Source organism: Halomonas terrestris (assembly GCF_049166755.1).
Lineage (GTDB): Bacteria > Pseudomonadota > Gammaproteobacteria > Pseudomonadales > Halomonadaceae > Halomonas.
Window position 1 is genome coordinate 79,597 of sequence record NZ_JBMHFZ010000009.1, and the last position, 16,230, is coordinate 95,826.

Sequence of the window (16,230 nt, forward strand, 5' to 3'; positions counted from 1 at the left end):
TATCAATATTGAATACAGGGTAGACGAAACCCTCCATGCCTGTCACCTACCCGCCTGGACGCGTCTGGCGCCTCACTTCGTGGCTGGCGGGACTTTCATCCTGCCAGGTCCTTCGTGCGGCCGGATTCGACTGTCATGGTATCTTGGCGGCTCCTGTCCGGTTTTCGTATTCCTGATCAGTGGCTTAGGCGTTTTTCCGCCAATATTCTGACGGCGCTACGCCAAATCTGAGCCGCCGCCAGGGGTGTAGTGCCCCGGATTTCGCGTAGAAGCGCGTTTTTGGTGGCCGTTGACCGCGTCTACGGAGGCTTATGCCAGGCGGCGTCGGTCATGACCGCTCCTCGCCATCGATCGGAACCCATGCTTTGTGCTGACCAGGATGTGCCAGTTATGCCCGGGTTATTTCGGTAGCCTCCAGCTCCTGTGGAGTTGAGCTAACGGTATATATCTGATTACTACTTGCCCTTACTAGGGGCTTTTCGGAATACGGTAACGAGTGTCTTGCGGCCATGATCAGCGACAACCAGATATACAAACCGGCTGTCAGGATGCCCCCATGCCTCGACATTATCAGCTCTACCATGGCGCATGGCTTTATGCAGAAGAGCCTTCCTGGGGATCTCGACTCCTCCCAGGTTCGGGTTCATAAGCCTGGTTGTAAGACTGCGCCAGGGATTGCTCATCTCCTCACCTGGGTGGCGCTCTTCATAGCGTTTCACTGCGTGCCGTGTAATGTAAATCCGCCCCAGCGCGGGAGTGTCGAGATACTCATGGATATCTAAATCATCGATACTGACAGTTATGTCTCGACGGCTACCTTCACAGGCCATTTCTACCCATTCAGAGTTTCGGCTAACGTCAATGATAACGCCTTCCATTTTTTGTCTCAGGAAAGCTGCATAGGGAAGTAAGTGCTTCTTGGAGGACTTCCCCTGAACAAGTTTTTTTATGGCCCCTTTCGACACCTTCAAGGCATATCCTTTGCTAGACGAAGGCACCCTGTCGAAGACCTGCTCCTCAAACAGCAAGTGCCTTAGGGCTACCAGCTCTGCGGCGATCTCGAGATCTTGAGAGATGTCAGGGAGTGTCACATTCAAGACACCATGTCGTGAGTAACCGGTCCACCAGGCAACGGTGACGGTTTGTCCGGAATGGTCGATGGCTCGGGTTTCTATCTGCATCATGTTGATATTCCTCTGTTATTTCAGGTGGGGTCGAGTTTCCTCCAGCCACCCGTGATTGATGGTACGGTTCCAGTATACCGGGATGCCTGAGGATGCAAGTGCCGGCTGTAAGCGTGCCTGGCATCCCACGCTGTTCCCTAATACGAGCATCTGTTGTATAACAGTTGCGCCGGCTTTCAATTCATTCAGACAGGTATGACACCATGAGCTCACTGATCACCAAGTATACTGCGATGGAGCAGCAGATTCAGCACCTCAAGGAAGAAATGGCAAAGTTGGAGTCCGACCAACGTCTTCAGAAGGAGCTTGAGTTCAAGGACAGGCTTGTCAGCCTGATGAAGGAATTCGACAAGTCCGCAGCTGATGTTTTTGCTCTTCTTGATCCCAGCGGTGCCGCTTCGAGAAAGAGCGGGTCTAGCAATCAGACTCAGCGTCGCAAGAGGAAGTTGAAGGTATACAAGAACCCGAACACTGGCGAGGTGGTTGAAACCCGTGGAGGTAATCAGAAAACATTAAAGGCTTGGAAGGATGAGTTCGGCGACGAAACTGTGGAGTCTTGGCTTGTCCGAGTCGAGGACTAGAAATAAAAAACGCCAGGGGGTATCCCCTGGCGTTTTGTAACAACCACTGAGTCACTGTTCTTCGTCATGGCAGTCACCTCTCACCAACAGACGTAACGCCTGAATAATGAAGTAGCCTCCCACCGTTAGAATCAGTAAAGCGCATGTTCCTACCGTAAGATAGAATGCGGAGCTCATGGTATTACTCCTTGGGTTTAACTCTTTCTGCCAGGGCATGCAGCACAACGGCTACAGCCCAAATGGCGAACCCCACCCCGAACAAGAAGGCTGCACCAGCTATGGTGAAGCTTCCGGTCGGGTTGAAGACTGCGACAAGCCCTGCGGACATTGCACCAAGACCCATCTTGCGAAGGTCTCCTGCAACTACCTTGATAGTGCCTGCGCCGACTTTTGGAGGGCGAGCTTTTAACCAGCGAAGTAACTTTCGTTTCATTTTGAGCAACATAGGCGTCTCCTTTTTCATAATTAAGGAGAAGCCTTCCCCCGTGAGGGGTCAGGCCCCTCCGAGGGTTGAACTGCGAACCTATCGCAGCTGTATGGGTACTCAACGTAATACCCAGATAACTCAGCACCATGGGGAATTCCATCGCTGCTGGTGGATTAACCGCAATCGTGCGGATAATTTTCAGTGCTTGATGACCTTGATATCAGCTATCCCACCCCGCTGGGTAAGAAGTTGGCTGAGCAGGTCGGCCGCCACATCGGCGAACGGCCCATCTGCAGTCACAGCATTGTTCATGGCGATGGCCACGTTTAAACGTAGGCATTGCCCCCAATCCATATCGTTCCAGCGCTCCTGCATGAGCGCTACGTACTCCTGACGCCCTCCATCCCAGCCTGTTGGCGGGCAGAAGGGATCATCGAGGCATGCACCTGGTTGAGTATGTACCTCGCGATAGGACCCGAATCCTCGGGGAAAAGCGTGGGTATTCATATCAATCTCCATAGTGGACCTCCCTCCTCTGCCGATCGGCAGAGAAAGGAGGCATGTCAGTCGCCAGTGACAACTTCAGCTGTTCACCAGCGCTTGTGGGTTGACCTGCTGACGCAGGAGCCTGGGGTTAGGGAACCCGAGCAAACCCTGGGTCCGCATCACATCATTCCAGTCGACGCCCTTGGCGCGAGCCGGGATGGGCTGCTGCGGAATCAGGACCACGACGTTAAGGCCTTGAGCCTCGAGGCGAGACTTCAGCACATTGGCTGAGCGCTCCCCTGCGTGGCTCTTGTCCTTGTCGGCCCAGATAATGACCGTATGGACGTCCTGGGGAGGCTCGAACCCTTCGAGAAGGGTCGTATTGACCAAACTCCAGGTCGGCATGCCCGTGGCACGAAAGCCGCTGAGAGCGGTCTCGAGGCCTTCGGCAACGCCGAGGACACCATCCACCGGGGTACCCATCCGAATGGCCCCACCTACAACGGACTTGTTGTCCGGCACGCTCATCATCTTTCGAGCGCTCTCCACCCTGGCCTTGTTGCCAGACTGGGAGAGGTAGGTGCGGTGAAGCGTGACGATCTCGCCATCCACGTTACGAATTGCGCAGATGATTGCGGGGTAGTCGCCCTTCTTCTTCCACTTCGTGATGGTGGTTTCATTGCCTTCCTGAGTGATCGTTTCCTCGACTTCCTCGAAGTACGGGAGGCCGGGATGGAACCGCACACAGTCGCCATCAACGAGGACGCTCAGGTTGCGGAGTACGATCTTCCTGCTGGCCAGGTACTTCATGGCCGGCTGTGCACTCGGGCTGGTAATGGGAACTGCCTCGTACCAGACGCGCTCGATACGCTCCTGGATCTTGGCGTTGTCGACCTGGGACTGCTTCGACATCCGTTCCTGAAGCTCCCTGAGCCACTCGGGTGAGCGCTCCTCGAGGGAGACCACCTTAGAGGCCGGGGAGGTGGATACCTCAGGCTCCCTGCTCTCGGCCGAGGCCATGCGAGGATCTGAGGTCGCCTGTACAGCGCCAGCTGCTGATGGAGCACTCGAGGTAGGCCTGGCGATTGCCGGTGCCGGGCTGTTCGAGCGATCAGCATGCTGCTGCTTGAAGGACTTGCCGCGAGACGGGCCAGAGGCATTCCCAGTCGGCCGGCGATGGCGGGGTTCGACTCCAAGAGTCTTGCCCACCTCCTCGACGGCCATCCGAAAGTCCCAGTGGTTGAGCCACATCAGCAGCTCGAAGCCATCTTTCTTGGGACCGCAGGTGTTGCAGATGCCCCCGCCGTGCTCGGCGAAGTCTTTCTTGAAGAGACGAAAGCCGTCTTTGCCACCATGGACCGGACAGGACACATGACGGCCGACCTTGCGCATAGCAGTTTCCAGCTGAGGCGCCAGCGCCCCAAGAATCAGGGGCCAGCGACCAGTGGCTGCTTCGCGCACGTCGTCGGTCTTGAAGTAGGTGTTGTCGTTCATGACAGTCTCCTTGGCGAAGAAGCCGGGATCGAGGCTTCCCTGAAGCCCGGCACGGTGCGGGATTCAGGGAAACCCCGACACCGGAACCAAGGAGGACTCCCCCTGTCGGGAGAGTGCCTCCCGGCAGGGGTGGGGTCAAAATGGGTGCCCAAAATGACGCCTACGCAGAAGCGCAGGATGGCGTCAGGACACCTGGTCAGAGATCAAGCAAGATGAGCAGCATTGAGCACATGCTCGGTACGCCGCTCCACAGATCGCACAATCGCTACGCGCTGGTGCTCGTTCAGCCAACGGACGAAAAGATACTCGCCGGGGGCAACGAGGCCAGCCTGGTAACGAAGACGATAGGGGGTATGAGAATTCATCAGTGTGCCTCCAATGAAGAAGAGCACACTCCCTACTGGGCATGTGCCCGCAGTAGGGTGGTAGGAAAAATGCTGATTGTTTGGGAAGGCCAGCGCTACCTTCATTTCACTGCCAGAGGCAGAGAAGCCCTATTAGCATGGCACGATCTCGAGCCATGGTAAAGAGTCCTCGGGTGGGGAAATAGGGGGCTCGTCGAGCCCCCTTCCCTACTCGCCTACCTAAGCGGCGGCGGTCATCGGCTCGTCGGTGACGGCCGTTTCTCCAGAGCGCTCCAGGCTCTCCACCAGCTCTCTCACCAGGGCCTCCGCGGTGTCCTCGAGTTCACTTTCGAGATCACGTAGGAAGCGCCCCCAGACAACCCCGAGTGTGCGGGCGCGTTCAGGGTAGCTGACGCCAATAGACCGGTAGGCCTTGTTGACGAGCACCTCGATGGTGCCGGCGGTCTGGGTCGGCACCAGCTCCATCAGGGGTTGAGCCGTCTCCGCCTTCCCCTTCCCGGTGAAGATACCCGGTGCATGGCTGACGAAGATGCCCAGCTCCCACGCGGCGGCATGGTCCTGGTCAAAGATCCCGAGCAGGCTCAACATGCCCCGTTCCTGCTGAGCTACGTACAAGCGACGGAAGGCGGACGTCTCACGACGTGGCCGGTAAATCCGAGCCATGAGGGGTCGGAGAACCGCCGCTGAGTGGCACTGGAACTGCATACTCACGAAGGGCTCCTGATCAGGGTCATCGAGCGTCAGGTGGTAGTGCAGCCGTGTTGTCTTCGCATCCGCGGGGAAGCCCCACAGGCGAAGTCGGTTCTTCATGCGCCTGACGGCGTCATCGTGTGTCATGGCAACCTCCTTTGGTTGTAAGCGCCAGCATCCCGAGAAGGGATTCGGCGCCTTGTCAGTGAAGGTACGCGCCAGCAGACATCCGCTGGCTACTACCCTTCCTCATGCCTTGGCGATTGATTCCAACCGCCAGGCCGCATAGCGCCGCTCCAGCTGTGCCAGGATGGCGACAGAGAGGTGCCACAGATAGCGACGGATGTCGTTCTCCAGGGCCGCCAGGAAGCGAGTCGCCTCATGGGGTGTGATCCCTGGCCCCGGAGGCATTGGCCCCTTGATGGTCGATTGCTCGAGCACAACGCCCAGCCCCTTGGGGCTGACCGACGATCGGAGATCACCATCCTCGGTGAGCGTGATCGAAATGCTGCTGTCTCTGGCGGCCAAGGCATTTGCCAGTCCGAGCAGCAATCGGTTCTGTCGCTGAGCCCTGACAGGGTAGATACCGGTATAAGTTCCACCCTGGTACAACTCAGTCGCAAGCGTGCAGACAGCCGCCCAGGACAGGACCCCATGGAAGCAAATTCTTGCTTCATCGGGATACAGCCGGCCAGACGCCTGGCACTCAACACCGGACTTCACATAGCCGATGTCCACGGGGAGCCCCGCAGCGATCATCAGCTCTCGCGTTACCGCCGGAATGTCGAAGGCGTTGGTCATGGATACCTCCTGAGAGATTGATTCCAGGAGGCCTCCCCTTACGGGGAAGCACCCCGGGAAGGATTGAGACAACGAGGCGGCCTCAGGCCGCGCTTGCGCTAATGGAAGCCTGAGGACGAAGGCCGTCCCTGCCACCATGTTCACTACGGAGTTGCCGGATCGACCTGGCAACCACCCTACGCTCGCGTGAGCGCTCTCCAGGGGAGTCGACATAGGCGAAGAGCATGGCGTCTTCCAGGCCTTCTCCGGTGTCACGTCGTGAGATAAGGCACTGCAGACTGCGCAACTGCTTCTGCCCATCTGCAATGGCATCGATGTCATCGACCAACTGCTCAAGGGACCATGATTTCAGCCTGTCTTCAGCAAGGAAGTCGAAGTGCGACGTGTAGCATCGGATCTCCACCGTGTAGCGAGGTGTCCGATAGACCCGCACGGTGCGCCAAGCGCCTGAGTCAGCTTTTGCCGGCACGACCCTGCGGCACACACCGGTGATCTCCTCAACGTCCAGCGCCAGCCGTTCATGAACCTCATCCAGGAACTGGATCAGAAGCCGCTCCTGCGCTGCCGGCATCGAAGCCCCACCGGCAGCTTCGACGATGGGTAGCACCCCGGACAGAGTGAACCGACGGGACAGCGTGGGGCGCTCTTGAGGCAGCGAGGGCGTCTTGACCTCCATGGCCATCGATGGCTCCGCTGCTTCGACACGGTGGAGGATGGCACTGACCTCCTTGCGCATCCGTCTCGCGTGGATACGGCGGAAGGAGCTGATGCCCATGTCATGGACCTTCTCTTCGGTCAGCCGATCCAGCTGGTGACGAAGGGTTGGAATCGTCAACTGCCCTCCGACAGGACGGATGCCACAAGGCAGGCCATCTCCATCACAGGTCAGTTCAAGCTTTATGCGAGGCAATCCGCGTCGAGTGAGCACCTGCTCGGCGTAGCGCTGCAGGGCGCCCCACTCGTCGTGTCGTTGGCTCTCGGTCATGGTGTCCTCCAGGGATAGGAGGGACCCTCGCCCCAGCCGGGGAGAGAGCCCCGGCTGGGGTGGGAAAGAGCGTCAGGCCGCGATAGACGCCGGCGTGGGCAGATTATCGAGGAAGGCTCTGGCATGGGTCTCCAGATCCGCCAGGATGCCGGAGAGCTCATTGCTCATCAGGTCGATGCAGAAGCGGATGGCCTCAAGCATCGCCTCTGGCGTCAGCTCACCCGGGTCATCACACCAGGACAGCCAGTGGGCCGTCCATTCCGGTAGCTTGTATGGCACTAGCAGGCTGCACGAGCCGGGCCCGTAGGTTGGCTCGACGAAAGGTATGATCGGCACGATCAGCTCGGCATCATCGTCATCGATTCCTTTGACGATGATGTGCAGTTTCTCCAGCATCCGGCGACGCCGAGCCAGCAAGACCGACTGAAAGCCGGAAAGCTCCGCGGGCTGGTTATTGGGATGCAGGAGTTGCTGCAGCTTTTGCTCGATCGAGGTCAGATCCAGATCGCCGGCAAGCTCCAGACCGAGGAAGGTCTCGGAGCCTGCGCCGGGGTCGAACCGATCCCCTCCGTCAAACACGGGAAACACCTTCACCAGATGCGTCGGGAAGTGATGCAGCTGGCTCAGGCAGAGCTCTAGGTGCGCCTGCAGTGGCGGTTTTTCGACCGCTACGGTCTCTTGGATCATGGTGGTGCTCCTTTCAGCAGAAGGGACACGACCGCCCCATGGGCGAGTCGCCCCATGGGGGTAAGAGCCCCCAGTGGGAGGCTCGGGCAAGACATGCCGGTATCTCAGGTCCCAGGCTGGATCTCGTGCGCCGCGCATCCGGCCTCGGCATTGCCGAAGTCCGGTGGCACGGCGACCCGGAAGTCCTCGAAGTCCTTGAGAGTGGCGTCTCGTATAGCAGCGGGATCACGAGGAAGCGGGACAACACCCGGCTCGAGCGTGTAGGGGGCGCCGCGCAGGATGGACGAGCGCAGCACACCCACCATCGAGCCGGACAGGTACCCCAGGGTGTGTTCATGCAGCACCACATATCGGGTGCTCGAGGGGCGCTGTCCGTCATGATTCCGGGCTGGATTCGTCATGGTGATGCTCCTTTCGATCAAAGGGGCACGACCGCCCCGAGGGGGCGAGTCGCCCCATGGGGGTTGGAACCTGCCCAGGGCAGGTGGCTTCAGGCAGCCACGTCGAGACGCGACCAAAGCTCCTCCGTCAGCATTCGCGCATCGTGGCGCATCTGCTCGGCAAGAGCTTGGAGGGACTGCTGCCAGACTCGGTCAAGTCGTTGCAGCGTGGTGAGAGACAGGCGCTCTTCCGAGGCCAGGTCACTCCTGATACCGATCTTGAGGCTCTTCGCCATGGTGGCGATCAGTAGAAGATCCGTGTCACGAAAGGCGATCTCCTCGGGGCTCCGGGGAGGGGCCGACATATCGGCTTCGATATGGACCCGAACATCTCTGTCATGAAACAGCTCATAGGCATCGCATGCCAGCGCCATGTCCCGCCGGCGTCGCTTCGCAGCGAGCTCCCGGAAGGCCGTGGGCGCCCCTCCTACCGTCACCGGTAGTTGAACCAGCGCCAGCAGTCGTTCTCGCTGCAGGTTCCCCTGTAGCGTGACCAACGGCGGGCCGTCGGGTTCTTGGAAGGAATATGGCTCTGCGCCGAACGCCAACCCATCCGGGTATCCGAGCTCCCGAAGGCGCTGACGGATGAAGAGGCTGTCATCGGTGCTGATATCGAACATGGAACTACCTCCTGGATAGCAGCATGGGGCCGGTCACCCCACAAGGGGAGCCAGTACCATAGAGAACGACACCGCGAATGCGGGTCGTGGTTGGGGAACACGCCAAGGACGCCGCGGCCGGATGGCCGTGGAGAGCTCAGAGCGTCACCGACAGGGGAACGACACGATGGTGCCGGGGCGACAGGGGTCGCTTGAGAATGACCTGGCAGGCCTGGCCTGGGGTCATGGTGAGGAAAATGCTGATTGTTTTGACAGTGGCCAGCGCTTCCACTGATTCGCTCTCCAGAGGAGAGAGAAACTTGGCTTTCCGCATCGAGCTGGCGCCTTGGGCGACAACCCGCTGAGGAAAGCCCACCCCGAGGGGTGAGCTTGGGTCAGTATAACGCGGTGGGTGAAAAGGAACAGCGGCGATGGACGATGCGTCCAGCACCTTCAGGCTTTACTCACCGCCATCAGCTCCTTGAACACCTCGCCACAGTCGGCAACGACACGTCGGCGCAGATCCTTGACGAACTGGCTGCGAGCCTCGGCCAGCGAGGCGCTAAGCAGCTTCTTGCCCTCCTCGGTCTCCTTGGCCCACGTGACGAAGTCGTAGTCATCGTTCACTGTGGTCTGGTCGGTCAGGAGCGGCCCCTTCGAAGGGTCGACCCAGACGTCAAGACACAGTCCGCGATACGCCTGATCGATGAGATCCAGGGCCTGGCGGACCCGGGCTTGCCGGAACCGGTTCCTGATCCTCACCTGGGGCGTTTCATCATATCCCTGGCTGGGATAACAGATCTCCAGCAGCGGGATGAGATCGATATGGTAGAACTTGCCCTCCAGGGCCATTCCCGCCACCTCCTCTGGCTCGTAAGCGACGGAGCAGAAGATGCTGGCCATCGGGTAGCCACGCGCTTCCATCTGGCGACGGATGAACCCTGTCGCTGTTCTTGCAGTCATGTGAGTCTCCTCATCATCGGCTTCGGGCCCTCTCCCCGTAGGGAGGGAGGCCCGATAGGTGGTCAGCGCCAATCGGCGCTACGTCAGAACAGCATCCCCAGCTGCCCTTGGGCCCCAGCAGGGACCGAAGGAACCGCCGCGAGGCTATCGGGTGAGTCCAGCTCGAGCTCCTTCTCCAGCCACATCTCGGTGACCTGCCGGCCGTCGATCGACCAGAGCAGTGCCGACGAGATGCCACGTCCTGTGTGGTACCGGATGACCGGGTGTCCCGCATAGGCATGCCAGGTGGCCTCTCGGTCATCGGCGAATGCTGTGGCCATGACCCGCTGCCGCCATGCCTGTGCTTCAGGCAGTGACAGCGGCGGCGTGCCCGGCAGGCCGGACACCAGGTTCACCCTCTCGCCACACACCATGCGGTGACCATTCACGGTCACCACCAGGCCTGCATGATCGCCGCGGGCTCGCCGGCCCTCGGCAATCGCAGCCTCGTCGTGGTAGACCAGAGTCGTCTCACCGTCATACAGGGCTTCCGGCACCAGCCGATAGGCCCAGATGGTCGGCTTGTGCTTCACACCCCAGGGGCCGAAGACATTGCCGAAGGCCGTATAGCGGCGGCCCTGAAAGACATCCGACTTCACTGCCAGTGGCTTGCCCTTCTTCGGATCGAAGCTGGACGCGGCCATGCAGGAGTTGATGTTCGCGAGCTCTTCCCAGCGTTCCGCCGGGACATCGATCGTGAGCGTCATGGAAAGCCTCCTTGGACATAGAAAAGAGCCAGCCCCCGGTGGGGGGCAAGGCTCCTGAGTGAACGGCCCCAGAGGAGCCGGCCGGTATCAAGCTGCCTCGGCAGCTTCCAGTTCTTTCAGTACATCACGGGCCTCGTCGATCGCCTCGTAGACCACATCCGACAGCACGCCGTCGAAGAAGCGGTCAGTCAGCGATCGAGTGAATGGCGCGGAATGCACCCCTGCCAGCTCCAGCTTGGTGTCAAGCGTCTCCACGTAGGCACTCAGCCCGAACAGCTCCCTCTGTCCCTTGGCCACCTCAGTGAGCAGCTCCATCACGGATTCGCCCTCTTCATACTCGAGGTCGAAATCGGCGATGCGCGTCTTGATGACCTCCACCTTGAAGCGGGCGGTGTGTCGCACCCAGACCACGGTCCCCTCATCACCTTCCGAGAGCTTGATGTTGCGAAGCTCGGAGTCGATGGCGAGGGAGCTGCGCTCAAGATCCTCCTGCAGCCATTCGATAAGGCGTTGCCACTGGCGTTGGTAGATCTCGAGCTCCCCTTGGCCTTGGGTTGCCATGGCGGAGATTTGATCCCAGTCCAGCTGATCATCGATCCCCATCGAGTAGGCGTGGTGGTCGCCCCCCTTCTCACCCTTGGTGTAGATCTCGACCGTGTCGGTCTTCAGGGTGTCCATGAAGGTCAGCAGCTCCAGCAGCCTCTTCCCCTCCTTGCGCCCGAGAAGGCGTGCAAAGAAAGAGTCGTGAGGCGAACGGGCCTGCTCGCTGATCATGCGCCTGGCAAGGGCATGCAGATCCATGGCAGCGAGGCGCCCATACCAGGCCACCCCACTACCCTGCACAAACCCCGAGCACTCATGCAGTTCCAGGCTCAGTGCCGGGTAACCCAGCTCCTGGAGCCGACATTTCAGATAGTACGAGTAGTGTCCCATGGGACCTCCTGTCATCCAGGAGGGCCCTACCCCCTGACGGGAGCAGGACCCTCGAATAAGCAAGGGCTCGGCTGAGCACCCGCTGCTACATCACGCCGCTTCGTCGAAGCTGCCAACCTCGGCAGCAGACACTTGACGGCGCACTTCATCGATCGCATCGGCAAAGACCGAACGCCGGCCCTGGTTGAAGCCCATGCCCTTCTCGTTCTTGGGCACGAACCAGTACCAGATGCAGTCGGAGGCCAGCTCATCGCCGGTTACTCGATCGAGGATCACCGCCTTCAGGTTGGTGACGCGCCCTTCGTCGGCCGCCAGGGTGGCGAGGAAGTCCATCATCGCTTCTTCGTCCCATTCGCTGGGGCCGATGCCGACCAGGTCGTCATCGTTGAACTCATGGAGCTCGAAGCGATAACGTGCCGTCTCGAAGGACCACACCTCTGCCTCCTCGACATACTCCGCCAGCTTGATGTTCTGAAGCTCCCCCTCGATGGCTCGCGAGGTGCGCTTCAGGTCCTCTTCCAGCCAGGCAAAGAAGTGGTCCCAAGCCCGCTCATAGGCAGTCCAGCGCGTCAGGTGCCGATCAGGCTCCGTGGAGTCCTCTTCGACCAGCTCCTTCAGCTGCTCCATGTCCAGAGCGTTCTCGGGGTAAGCCACCCCCATGGAGTTCCAGTGGTGGTAGCGGCCGTCGCCCTTGAGGTAGATCTCGAGCGAGAGCTCCTGGCCAAGGCCGTCATAGAGATCGAGCAGCTCAGCGAGGTGCTTGCTGTTGATCCGGCTACGCAGGCGCTGGAAGGCGGACTGCTGGGCCTCATTGCCCTCAATGCCACTCTGCTGCCGTTGGGCCAGGGCCCGCAGCGCAGCCGAGTCGAGGATGCCGTACCAGGCGATCCCGTCACCCTGGCAGAAACCGGAACACTCGTTGAGGTCCAACTCCTCCGCCGGGTAGCTGAAGGCCTGTAGGCGGTTCCGCATATAGGTCTGGTAGTGAGTCATGGTCAGGCTCCATCTGCATGATGGGGCACCATCCCCTAGCGGGGTGAGTGCCCCGGTAGGGAAGACAAAGAGCCCCGGCATTGCCGGGGCTGGGTCAGAGCTGCAGTGTGCTGAGGATCTGGTCCAGTTCAGCGCGGCAGATGCGGTCGTTGTTGAAGTCCTGGAAGGCCTTCAGTTCCTTCGCATCGAGCTCCACGGCAGTGGTCTCCATTTTCAGCTCACCTCGCGGGCAGTAAGTGTGAAAGGTGACACCACGCTCCCGAGGAACGGGTGCAACACGAACTGCGGGCATACCGAATTGAGCAATTGCTGTCATGACAACCTCCAATAGCGGGATTGGAGGCACCTCCCCTGTCGGGGCTGGTGCCCCGACGGGGTAGGTAGAACGCAAGCGTCGCCATTACTGCTGGGCGTCACAGGCGAGATGGGAAAAATCGACTACAGGGCGCTCCCCGTAGCTCTGCCGGACAGCGTCCACATCGACGTCGACGAACAGCACCTTGGTAAGGCCTGTCCTGCCGCTGCGGTAATGGATCGCCACCGACTGATCGGCATACTCGGCCCTGAGGGTCTTCTCGAGCCCTGCCACATCGTGGCAGGACCGATCATTCCCGAAGGCCTTGATGGTGAACGGCACCTCAGAGGAAGAGCGCATTGACGGCCTCCTCGAGCTCCCGTTCGGTCACGCGGGCCTGCCAGTTCTCTCCACGAGGATCGAACACAGAGGCATCAACCTCGACTTCCTCGATGAAGATGGCCGGTCGACCTTCTTCGTTGAGCACCACCGCGGTGGCGCCGTTGTCCTGCAGGGCTGGAATTCCGAACTGAGCGACAGACATGGGTGTTTCTCCTGATGAGGCTGGGGGTTGGCTGGTTGGGTTGTGTGGTCAGAAGGTCATCTCGGGACGGGCCATGAGCTGATCGACGGATACGCCGATCGAGCCTCCGAACCAGTCGTCCAAGATCTCGATTTCCTCGCACTCCCCCTTGAGCGCCTCCAGCGTGCTCGACAGGGTGTCGAATGCCTGCTGGAACTCAGCGGAGTTGCCTGCAGCGATCTCAAGCTTGCACTTGATGAACGCGGCATAGACGTCACACGCCTTGAACAGGGTCTCCTCGTACCCTTCCAGCTCGAAGTAGCTCTGGATGGGGTCCTGGAGGCTGTCCGGCAGCGTGCCGATAAGCTGCTTCTCAGCAGCGTCCTCGAGCTTGCGGAACTCAGCTCGGAGGGCCGGCGTGGCATTTTTCACCGGGGTCACGATGTCCGAACAAAGCACTTCGGAGAGATCGTGGACCACGGCGTGTCCCATGAGGCGTTCAAGGTCGATGACCTTGCCGCGTTCACGAGCAATGGTGCCGGCGATGAGGGTGAGCATGGTCACAGACGCGGTGTGTTCCAGAACGGATTCCGGGGACACGCAACGCATCAGGGACCAGCGGCGGATCAGGTGCTGGCGCATGGCCAAGCCAATGAATCCGTAGGACATGGTGTATCTCCATCATAGAGGCGACACACCATTGCCTAGCGGCAGGTGTGCCGCAGGGCGGGTCGGAAAATGCTGATTGTTTGGGAAGGCCAGCGCTACCTTCATCAAGTCCACGGAGGGACGAGATGGCTTCAGGGTAGAGGATCTGCGGGAGGGGATACCGTCAGGTAGTGCCCTTTAAGGGCGGGGAGGTGATTTTCGAGACACGAAGCCCGGGGTGCCGTAGCCCCCGGTTGCCGAGGTGAGGCGTTCGGCGGCGGCGTAGCCGAAGGCCTGGTCCCGGGCCGATTCGGTCATCGGTCAGCACCTGGGGCGTGCCCAGGTGGTCGACGTGGATGTGGTAGATCGCGTCGTCGCTGAGGTAGGCCAGCGGGGTGCCGTCCAGCCAGACATACTCCGCCAGGGTGGTGCCGCTGTCGGCATCGATCTCCGCCAGCAGCTCGCCGCCCGGGCCGTAGAAGAAGCGGGTCGTGGTGCTGTTGACGGTCTTGCTGGTGCGCTGGTGGCGGACGTTGTAGGCGTAGGTCGTCGTGGTGCCGTCCACCGTGGCCTCGATCAGCCGCTGGTGGCTGTCGTAGATGAAGGTGTCCTGGCCACGCTGCACGAGGTTGCCGGCGGCGTCATGCTGGTAGCTCTGGGTTTCGGCCTCGAGCAGCCAGTTGTTGCTGCGGTTGACCTGGTAGCTGTGCCGCTGGCCGTCGCTGAGCCGTGCCGTGCGGTTAGCGTTGTGGTCGTACTCGAAGCCCAGGGCGCCGTAGCCGCCGGTGGCCGAGGTGAGCCGATCGGCGGCGTCGTAGCCGAAGGCCTGATGCCGGGCCGACTGGAGCAGGTCATCGATGCTGGCGACGTTGGCGTCCACGGTGTGGCCGTAGTCGCGCTCCAGGATACCGGGCACGGTGATGGCGTTGACCTGGTAGGCCTGATCCAGGCTTCGGGTCTCGGTGAGGCCGTTGCCGCGGGTCAGCCCGGTGATCGGGCCGAACGGGGTCCGCTCGATCTGGCTGGCCAGCACGGCGTTGGTACCGCCCGGGTCGGTGGTGGTGACCTGCTCCACCCGGCCGCTGGGGTAAGTGAGGCAGGAGGCCTGGTTGGGTTTAGTCACCACGTGTTATTAGTGCGTGAAGGATGTTCAAAACAATCCCTGCAGCATATATTGACAGAGCAATAGCTCCCACCCGCCTTAGCCATTCATCAGAGATATGGCTGAAGAATGATGAATAGGTGCTAACAACTGCGAGCGTCATAACTCCCGCCCCAAGCAGCAATCCAGCATACGTAAGGAAATGACTTACCAGCATAGCGGAACTTTTAATTTTCTTTATAACTCCATCCTTCACTTTACATCTCCTTCTATGCCAGAGAAGTAAACCGATATAGCGCTCTCGCTAGCAATGCCAATTGCTGCTGAAACATTAGTTCTGGATTGGGTGTTGGCGTCAACCATCTTTGGCTTTGCGCCAATAAAACGATTTAGCCCTCTCATAATTACACCTGGTCGTTTCTCAACCATTCTAACAGGGCGAATAATCCGCCCAGCAGCACCTCCTATCCCACCGCCAATCACTGAATAACCGCCAGCAACAACAGCCTCTTTAGCCGATTTTATGGTCAAGCCTTCACATGTAAATGCAGAGGCGTAGAGATTTGCCGTGGTCGATACTGAAAATCCCATAAGCAGTGAGCCTCCTGCACTAATAAATCCTGCTGCGCCTGATTGAATGCCAACCACAAGCGCTTCATCAATAGATGCACCATTGATGTAGCTTGCAAGAAATCCGACAACCAATCCGGCTCCGCCACCAATCAGCTGAGGCGCCATCAGCCCCTCAGGGTCAGTGAAGAATAGCGGATTCGCCTCGGCATACAGATAGGGGTTCAGCCCACCCACCAACCCGATCGGAACGCTGGTCAGATATCGCCCGGTCTGCGGGTCGTAATAGCGGTGCCAGTTGTAGTGCAGGCCGGTCTCGGCGTCGTGGTACTGGCCCGGGAAGCGCAGGTTGAACGTCAGGATACCGGTTGTGATGGCGTCGCCGAAGGGCCAGTAGTGGGCTTCCCAGGCGATGGCGCTGGTGTCATCGGTCAGCACCTGGGGCGTGCCTAGATGGTCGACGTGGACCTGATAGATCTCTCCGCCGCTGAGGTAGGCCAGTGGGGTGATGTCCTGAGCGTTGATCGTGACCTGGACTCCCCCGGATCATAACCTCCAATCACTGCGCCAATAGCGTTGGTACTAGGTCCAGCAACTATGTAAGCTGCGACTGCGAATGTTGCTGAGATAACACCTAACCACCGGCAACATCTATCGGCGCGAGCACAGCTTCTCAAGGATAGCCCCAGCAATTACCACAGCAGTTCCCGAAAATAGG

Annotated in this window: 20 protein-coding genes; 1 reads left to right on the forward strand and 19 read right to left on the reverse strand. The window is 59.8% G+C overall.

The window, feature by feature from the left end:
• Positions 1-455 precede the first annotated feature (455 nt).
• Complete coding sequence (locus tag ACOMD9_RS10780; RefSeq protein WP_421414623.1) at positions 456-1,184, reverse strand: hypothetical protein; 729 nt, start codon at positions 1,182-1,184, stop codon at positions 456-458.
• 203 nt (positions 1,185-1,387) lie between these two features.
• Here ACOMD9_RS10780 and ACOMD9_RS10785 point away from each other — a divergent pair, with 203 nt between their 5' ends.
• Positions 1,388-1,765 (forward strand): histone-like nucleoid-structuring protein, MvaT/MvaU family, encoded by a 378-nt coding sequence (locus ACOMD9_RS10785; RefSeq protein WP_421414625.1) that lies wholly within the window; start codon positions 1,388-1,390, stop codon positions 1,763-1,765.
• Positions 1,766-1,946: 181 nt separating this feature from the next.
• Here the strand turns inward: ACOMD9_RS10785 and ACOMD9_RS10790 are convergent, their stop codons facing one another.
• The 18 genes from ACOMD9_RS10790 to ACOMD9_RS10875 all read right to left on the reverse strand — a co-directional run bounded on the left by ACOMD9_RS10790 (position 1,947) and on the right by ACOMD9_RS10875 (position 16,037).
• Entirely contained in the window at positions 1,947-2,210 is a 264-nt protein-coding gene (locus tag ACOMD9_RS10790; protein ID WP_421414626.1) for a hypothetical protein, read from the reverse strand.
• 180 nt (positions 2,211-2,390) lie between these two features.
• On the reverse strand, positions 2,391-2,711 hold the full coding sequence (locus ACOMD9_RS10795) for a hypothetical protein (protein WP_421414628.1): 321 nt from the start codon (positions 2,709-2,711) through the stop codon (positions 2,391-2,393).
• Positions 2,712-2,774: 63 nt separating this feature from the next.
• Complete coding sequence (locus ACOMD9_RS10800; RefSeq protein ID WP_421414629.1) at positions 2,775-4,172, reverse strand: DUF7146 domain-containing protein; 1,398 nt, start codon at positions 4,170-4,172, stop codon at positions 2,775-2,777.
• A gap of 584 nt (positions 4,173-4,756) precedes the next feature.
• Positions 4,757-5,125, reverse strand: a complete 369-nt coding sequence (locus ACOMD9_RS10805) for a hypothetical protein (RefSeq protein ID WP_421414630.1) — start codon at positions 5,123-5,125, stop codon at positions 4,757-4,759.
• Positions 5,126-5,476: 351 nt separating this feature from the next.
• Positions 5,477-6,028 (reverse strand): hypothetical protein, encoded by a 552-nt coding sequence (locus tag ACOMD9_RS10810; protein WP_421414633.1) that lies wholly within the window; start codon positions 6,026-6,028, stop codon positions 5,477-5,479.
• Positions 6,029-6,110: 82 nt separating this feature from the next.
• On the reverse strand, positions 6,111-7,013 hold the full coding sequence (locus ACOMD9_RS10815) for a hypothetical protein (protein ID WP_421414635.1): 903 nt from the start codon (positions 7,011-7,013) through the stop codon (positions 6,111-6,113).
• Between the two features lie 72 nt (positions 7,014-7,085).
• Positions 7,086-7,700, reverse strand: coding sequence for a hypothetical protein (locus tag ACOMD9_RS10820; RefSeq protein WP_421414637.1), 615 nt, complete (start codon positions 7,698-7,700; stop codon positions 7,086-7,088).
• Between the two features lie 104 nt (positions 7,701-7,804).
• On the reverse strand, positions 7,805-8,101 hold the full coding sequence (locus ACOMD9_RS10825) for a hypothetical protein (protein WP_421414638.1): 297 nt from the start codon (positions 8,099-8,101) through the stop codon (positions 7,805-7,807).
• Between the two features lie 89 nt (positions 8,102-8,190).
• Entirely contained in the window at positions 8,191-8,760 is a 570-nt protein-coding gene (locus tag ACOMD9_RS10830) for a hypothetical protein (RefSeq protein WP_421414640.1), read from the reverse strand.
• Positions 8,761-9,192: 432 nt separating this feature from the next.
• Positions 9,193-9,702, reverse strand: coding sequence for a PIN domain-containing protein (locus ACOMD9_RS10835; protein ID WP_421414642.1), 510 nt, complete (start codon positions 9,700-9,702; stop codon positions 9,193-9,195).
• Positions 9,703-9,785: 83 nt separating this feature from the next.
• The gene (locus ACOMD9_RS10840; protein WP_421414643.1) at positions 9,786-10,448 is read right to left on the reverse strand and encodes a hypothetical protein; all 663 of its coding nucleotides are present in this window, start codon (positions 10,446-10,448) and stop codon (positions 9,786-9,788) included.
• 87 nt (positions 10,449-10,535) lie between these two features.
• On the reverse strand, positions 10,536-11,381 hold the full coding sequence (locus ACOMD9_RS10845) for a hypothetical protein (RefSeq protein WP_421414645.1): 846 nt from the start codon (positions 11,379-11,381) through the stop codon (positions 10,536-10,538).
• Positions 11,382-11,471: 90 nt separating this feature from the next.
• Positions 11,472-12,374, reverse strand: coding sequence for a hypothetical protein (locus ACOMD9_RS10850; RefSeq protein WP_421414647.1), 903 nt, complete (start codon positions 12,372-12,374; stop codon positions 11,472-11,474).
• Between the two features lie 400 nt (positions 12,375-12,774).
• A complete protein-coding gene (locus tag ACOMD9_RS10855; protein WP_421414649.1) occupies positions 12,775-13,029 on the reverse strand; it encodes a hypothetical protein in 255 nt (84 codons plus the stop codon).
• Positions 13,013-13,213, reverse strand: coding sequence for a hypothetical protein (locus ACOMD9_RS10860; protein WP_421414652.1), 201 nt, complete (start codon positions 13,211-13,213; stop codon positions 13,013-13,015). Before ACOMD9_RS10860 ends, ACOMD9_RS10855 begins: the two co-directional genes overlap by 17 nt.
• Positions 13,214-13,261: 48 nt before the next feature.
• On the reverse strand, positions 13,262-13,861 hold the full coding sequence (gene yfbR, locus ACOMD9_RS10865; RefSeq protein ID WP_421414654.1) for a 5'-deoxynucleotidase: 600 nt from the start codon (positions 13,859-13,861) through the stop codon (positions 13,262-13,264).
• A 163-nt stretch (positions 13,862-14,024) separates the two neighbouring features.
• Entirely contained in the window at positions 14,025-14,963 is a 939-nt protein-coding gene (locus ACOMD9_RS10870; RefSeq protein ID WP_421414656.1) for a hypothetical protein, read from the reverse strand.
• Positions 14,964-15,194: 231 nt separating this feature from the next.
• Positions 15,195-16,037: an RHS repeat domain-containing protein gene (locus tag ACOMD9_RS10875; RefSeq protein ID WP_421414782.1), complete on the reverse strand. Its 843-nt coding sequence runs from the start codon at positions 16,035-16,037 to the stop codon at positions 15,195-15,197.
• Positions 16,038-16,230: the final 193 nt, after the last annotated feature.